At 37.3% G+C, this 6,203-nt stretch carries 4 protein-coding genes; all 4 read left to right on the plus strand.

The annotated features are described in order from the left end of the window. The first annotated feature begins 3 nt into the window (after positions 1 to 3). The 4 genes from CIL05_RS08175 (at position 4) to CIL05_RS08190 (ending at position 5,904) form a co-directional block, all read left to right on the plus strand. Positions 4 to 558: a CvpA family protein gene (locus tag CIL05_RS08175; protein WP_095655038.1), complete on the plus strand. Its 555-nt coding sequence runs from the start codon at positions 4 to 6 to the stop codon at positions 556 to 558. A gap of 748 nt (positions 559 to 1,306) precedes the next feature. Next, complete coding sequence (polX, locus tag CIL05_RS08180; protein WP_095655039.1) at positions 1,307 to 3,025, plus strand: DNA polymerase/3'-5' exonuclease PolX; 1,719 nt, start codon at positions 1,307 to 1,309, stop codon at positions 3,023 to 3,025. Between the two features lie 85 nt (positions 3,026 to 3,110). After that, positions 3,111 to 5,453 carry an endonuclease MutS2 gene (locus tag CIL05_RS08185; protein WP_095655040.1) on the plus strand — a complete coding sequence of 781 codons (2,343 nt, stop codon included), beginning with the start codon at positions 3,111 to 3,113 and terminating at the stop codon, positions 5,451 to 5,453. Between the two features lie 43 nt (positions 5,454 to 5,496). After that, on the plus strand, positions 5,497 to 5,904 hold the full coding sequence (locus CIL05_RS08190; RefSeq protein ID WP_095655041.1) for a DUF350 domain-containing protein: 408 nt from the start codon (positions 5,497 to 5,499) through the stop codon (positions 5,902 to 5,904). The last annotated feature ends 299 nt before the right edge of the window (positions 5,905 to 6,203 follow it).

Here is a 6,203-nt window from a genome sequence, read left to right on the forward strand (position 1 = left end):
AGTATGGTTGATTTTATTTTAATTTTAATATTGGTTTTTGGTTTTTTAGTTGGTTTAAAAAGAGGCTTTATCCTGCAATTGTTTCATTTAGCCGGATTTATTATCGCATTTATTGTGGCTGCCGTATATTATGATGATCTTGGACCAAGACTCTCACTCTGGATTCCCTATCCGGAAATATCTGATGAAAGTGCCTGGGCCGATTTCCTGGAAGCTTTACCGCTTGAAAATGGTTTTTATAATGCCATTGCATTTGCGGTAATCTTTTTTGCTGTCAAAATCATCTTGCAAATAATAGCTTCCATGCTTGATTTTGTTGCTTCTTTACCACTATTAAAATCAGTGAATAAAATTCTTGGAGCAATACTTGGATTTGTCGAGGTTTATCTCTTAACCTTTATTATTTTATATATTTTGGCATTAACTCCAATAACAGGAATTCAAGCCTGGATCAATGATTCATCGATTGCCTTATTTATGATAGAGGACACACCATATCTATCAGAAAAAATAAAAGAACTGTGGTTTACACATGTTACAGATATGTTTAATAGTTAATTATGTGGAAAAAGGCTGATTCAAAGTGTTAGTGATACTAATGTACGTCATGTACAATAGGTATTAACTAAAACGAATCAGTCTTTTTGATGCATTGATAGGGAAGCACGTAAGGCTTTTTTAGTAAATTTTGTAGCTTTTTAATCCTCGGAGTTGATATAAAGTGCGACGCAGTGAAAATCATTTACAAACACTGGTTGAGAGCAGGGATTCGCTCCGGAAACACATTTCGCGGACCTTAGGGCGGCTGGTGAGCCTCCTCGTGCTACGCACTCCGGGGTCTCACCTATGCCTTTCCTCCCGCAGGAGTCTTCAATGTGTTTCCTCCGCTGGATTTCCGGTTACTGTTGATGTAATGCATTAGTAGTCAATTTTTAAAACATCGAACCATCTCACCAGTTCGGTTGAGCGAAGGGCGGTGACTCCTGCGGGAACAAAGGTTTTCGGTGGGGCGAGTAATCGCAGTCCCAGCACGTGTCCGAAGACCCCGCAGAATGGTTTTCTCGAGGAGGCTAAGGCCGTGCCCTAAGGTCCGCATCCGCCCGGAGTGATCCCGAACGGCGATTATAGTAAACAGTAGTTACGTCGCATTTTATATCTTTTGTGACAAAAACAACAATTTATTAAAAAGAAGCATTTTAGAAGAAATACTTCGCATAAAGTATCAACAGTGCGGTTTAAATATCGTTGAACTAAGCTTGGCGATAAGCCAGGTTTTCTAAGAGAATATTATACAGGTGGGATCATCATGGATGTAAATAAAAAAGATGTAATTAAATTACTTGAAAATATAGCTATATACTTGGAATTAAAAGGAGAGAATCCTTTTAAAACTTCTGCATACCGAAAAGCAGCGCAAGCCCTTGAAACAGATGAAAGATCATTAACCGAAATAGAAGATTTTACGAAAATTAAGGGCATTGGTAAGGGAACAGGTACGGTTATTGTGGAATATATAGAAAACGGTACATCAGAAATGCTGCAGGAATTGCAAAAAGAGGTACCGGAGGGATTAATACCACTACTTGATTTACCGGGTTTAGGTGGTAAAAAACTAGCAAAGCTTTATCAGGAGCTTGGTGTCAGGAATGCAGAAACATTAAAAGAAGTATGTGAAAATGGACAGGTTGAAAAGCTTGCCGGGTTCGGTAAGAAAACAGCGGAAAAGATTCTTGCAGCAATAGAAGATTCAGGAAAACGTCCAGAGCGCTTACCGATAGCTATCATGCTGCCAATTGCTGAGAAAATTGAAGCATATGTTAAAGAAATTTCTGAGGTGGAAAACTTTTCACGGGCAGGTAGCCTGCGTCGAATGCGTGAAACAGTTAAAGATATTGATTTTATCATTGCTACAGAACAACCGGAAAAAGTACGAGATTCCTTATTGAAAATGGAAAATATTAAGGAAGTCATTGCAAAAGGAGATACAAAAGTATCTGTTACACTTGATGATATATATGATATTAATGTTGATTTCAGGCTTGTTACTGTAAATGAATTTGCAACAACACTTCATCATTTTACAGGGTCAAAAGAACATAATGTGGCAATGAGGCAGCTTGCTAAATCCCGTGGCGAAAAAATAAATGAATATGGAATTGAAATTGAAGAATCAGGCGAATTATTAACCTTCTCTTCCGAAAAAGAATTCTTCAGTCATTTTGGATTAACATATATTCCACCGGAAGTTAGAGAAAACACTGGTGAGGTTGAAGCCTTTGAAGATGAAATAAAACTTATCGAAATGGATGACATTCGTGGTGACCTGCATATGCACACTACATTTAGTGATGGGGCCCAGTCATTGGAAGAAATGGTAAATCAGGTTCGTGATAAGGGATATTCGTATATGGCAATCACCGATCACTCTAAATTTTTGCGGGTAGCCAATGGATTGGATGAAAGCCGATTAAGAAAACAACGGGAAGAAATAGCTAAATTAAATGATAAGTATAATGATATTCATATTTTCGCCGGTGTGGAAATGGATATTTTACCGGATGGAACACTTGATTTTTCAGACGACTTCTTAAAAGAAATGGATTTTGTAATTGGTGCAATTCATTCCAGTTTCAATCAGACAGAGGAAAAGATCATGAATCGTCTGTATGCTGCATTGGAAAATCCATATGTATCACTTATCGCTCATCCAACAGGTAGATTGATTGGCAGACGTGAGGGATATCAAGTAGATGTGGAAAAATTAATAGAACGTGCAAAGGAAACAAATACAGCACTGGAAATCAATGCAAATCCGAATCGCCTGGATTTGTCATCCGAATGGGTTAGAAAAGCGCAAGAAGCAGATGCAACTATAGCAATAAATACAGATGCACATAATTATCAAATGCTTGATCATATGGTATATGGTGTAGGTGTGGCAAGAAAAGGCTGGATCCGCAAAGAGTCTGTTATAAATACTTGGTCAAAAGAGAAACTTATTGATTATTTCAATCGTAATAAATAATAACAGGAAAAGTAGACTTGTTCACCGGTTCAGGGGGACAGATACTTGTACATGATAAGCTATGCAGTTAAAGGAGTAAGTATATATGAATGATAGAATTCTCCGTGTACTTGAATTTAATAAAATAATTGAACAACTGAATAATCAGACTGCTACATCCCTCGGGAAAGATCTTGCTATAAAAATGAACCCTTCAATAGATGTAAATGAAGTAATACAACTACAGAACGAGACAGATGAAGCAGCACAAATTGTACGTTTGAATAAAGTTATTCCTTTAGGTGGAATAGCTGATATCAGGGAAAGTCTTAAACGCAGTGCAATTGGTGGTATTTTAACGATAAGTGAATGTTTGGATGTTGCCAATACGATATATGGTGGGCGACAGGCAAAAGTTTTCATTGAAAATCTGGAAGAAGATTTGACGATTTTAAAAGAACTTGCCGACCTTATTACACCACTCCGGGAATTGGAAACCCATATAAAAAGCTGTATAGACGATCATGGGTACGTGATGGATAGTGCCTCACATAAGCTCAGGAGTGTCAGGTCCTCCATTCGTACATTTGAAAGCAGAGTTCGGGATAGGCTTGAGGGTTATACAAAAACAAATAGCAATATGCTGTCAGATGCGATTATAACGATTCGAAATGATCGCTATGTGTTACCGGTTAAACAGGAATACCGTGGATCGATTGGTGGAATTGTTCATGATCAGTCTGCCTCAGGCCAAACATTATTCATGGAGCCTAAAGCAGTTGTTGACTTAAACAATCAACTACAGGAAGCAGCAGTTAAAGAAAAGCAGGAAATAGAACGGATATTACGTGAATTAAGTGAGCATATTGCAAGTCAGGAAGCATTTTTATACGAAAATGTAACTACACTTGGGAAAATCGACTTCATATTTGCCAGAGCTAAATATGGGCAGCAAATGAAAGCAGCAATGCCGAAAATTAATGATAAAGGTATTATTAAGATGCAGCAGGCACGTCACCCGTTAATTCCAATTGATGAAGTAGTTGCAAATGATGTTGAAATAGGCGAAACATATACATCAATTGTAATTACCGGTCCCAATACTGGCGGAAAAACGGTCACTCTGAAAATGGTTGGGTTATGCACATTAATGGCCCAATCAGGTTTGCAGATACCAGCACTTGATGGCTGTGAAATGGCAGTTTTTGACGATGTGTTTGCAGATATTGGAGATGAACAATCGATTGAACAGAACTTAAGTACATTTTCTTCCCATATGACGAATATTGTTGAAATAATTAAACAGGTTGATTATAATTCATTAGTTCTATTTGATGAGCTTGGTTCAGGTACAGACCCCCAGGAAGGTGCAGCACTGGCGATGTCTATCCTGGATGAGGTAGTCTCCAGAAATGCACGTGTAATTGCAACAACTCATTATCCTGAATTAAAAGCATATGGATACAATCGTGAAAATGTTGTTAATGCATCTGTTGAATTTGATGTAAAAACATTACAGCCGACCTATCGTTTGTTAATCGGAGTTCCGGGTCGAAGTAATGCATTTGACATTTCGAAGCGTTTAGGGTTGGACAACGGTATTATTGAAAGAGCAAAAAGCCATATAGGTGTTGACTCTAAAAGTGTTGAAAATATGATTGCCTCGCTGGAAAAGTCCCAACTGGATGCAGAAAAGGACTACAGAGAAGCACATCAGATTTTACTTGATAGTGAGAATTTACGCGAAGACCTGAATAAAGAGTGGAAACAGTTTGAGCAAAAACGGGAAATGTTATATAAAAAGGCAGAGGAAAAGGCAGAGAAAGCTTTGACTAAAGCACGTGAAGAAGCTGAAATAATCGTTGATGAAATCCGTAAATTGAAAACAAACACGAATATGAAAGAACATGAATGGATTGAAGCAAAAAAAATGCTGGAGGAAGCAAAACCTAATCTTTCTTCCAAACAGGAAAATAAAATAACTGAACCAAATCCTTCTCGTGAAGAATTACAGCCAGGGGACGAAATAAAACTGTTGACTGTTAACCAAAAAGGTGAAGTATTAGAAAAGGTTAATGAAAATGAATACCTCGTACAAGTTGGGATTATGAAGGTTAAGGTGAAAAGAAAAGACCTTCAATTAATCGGTAAGCAAAAGCAAATAATCGAAAGGCCACTGGCAACAATTAAAGGTTCGGCCTATCATGTCAGTACAGAGCTCGATTTACGCGGCGAACGTTTTGAGGACGCGTTATTAAAACTGGAAAAGTATATTGATGATACATTACTGGCAGGTTATCCCAAAGTATTTATTATTCATGGTAAAGGCACAGGGGCACTGAGAAAAGGGGTTCAGGAATTTGTGAAAAAACACCCAAGTATTGCATCAGCCAGACCTGGTTCAATGGGAGAAGGCGGTAGTGGTGTAACGGTTATTGAATTTCGCTAGCGAGAAAGGGTTACACAAGTAAAGGAAAAGAGGTATTTCACTCATGGATGTATTCTGGGAAAACATAATAGTGGAGACCGCTGCCAGATATAGTGTTGTTATTTTATGTACGATTGTGTTTTTAGCTATTTTTGAGTTGGTCACAACATATAAAAATTGGCATGAAATTAAAAATGGCAACTTTGCAGTAGCGATGGCGACAGGTGGAAAGATCTTTGGGATAGCAACGATCTTCCGCTACTCCATCGAACATAATGACACATTAATACAAAGCATTAGCTGGGGAACGATTGGCTTTATTTTATTATTATCAGGTTATTTTATTTTTGAGTTTCTTACACCAACAATTAAAGTTGACGAAGAGATTGGAAAAGGAAATAAGGCAGTCGGTTTAATTTCAATGATGATTTCGATAGGTTTATCATTTGTTATAGGTGCAAGTATTGGATAGGGGGAGACTACTGTGGTTTTAGACAGACTAGCTAAAATCTTAATTGTTGTAGCAGTTATATTTTTGATTGTTGGCATCGTATATATGTTGTAATCTAAACTTTTCTAAAAAAATATTACGTAAAATTTCAAAAAATAGAAATTAATCGGTATAATGATGATAAAATAGTATTAAGACTTGTGGTGATAAGTCAAGTAAAAAATGATAAAAGAAAAAGATAAAAACTGGCATTAAAGGTTAAAAAGAGCGCACTAAACTAAACCCACCCAATTAACTGAAACAATTGTTCGGGCCTGCTG

The sequence above is a fragment of the Virgibacillus profundi genome (assembly GCF_002287375.1).
Lineage (GTDB): Bacteria > Bacillota > Bacilli > Bacillales > Amphibacillaceae > Virgibacillus_K > Virgibacillus_K profundi.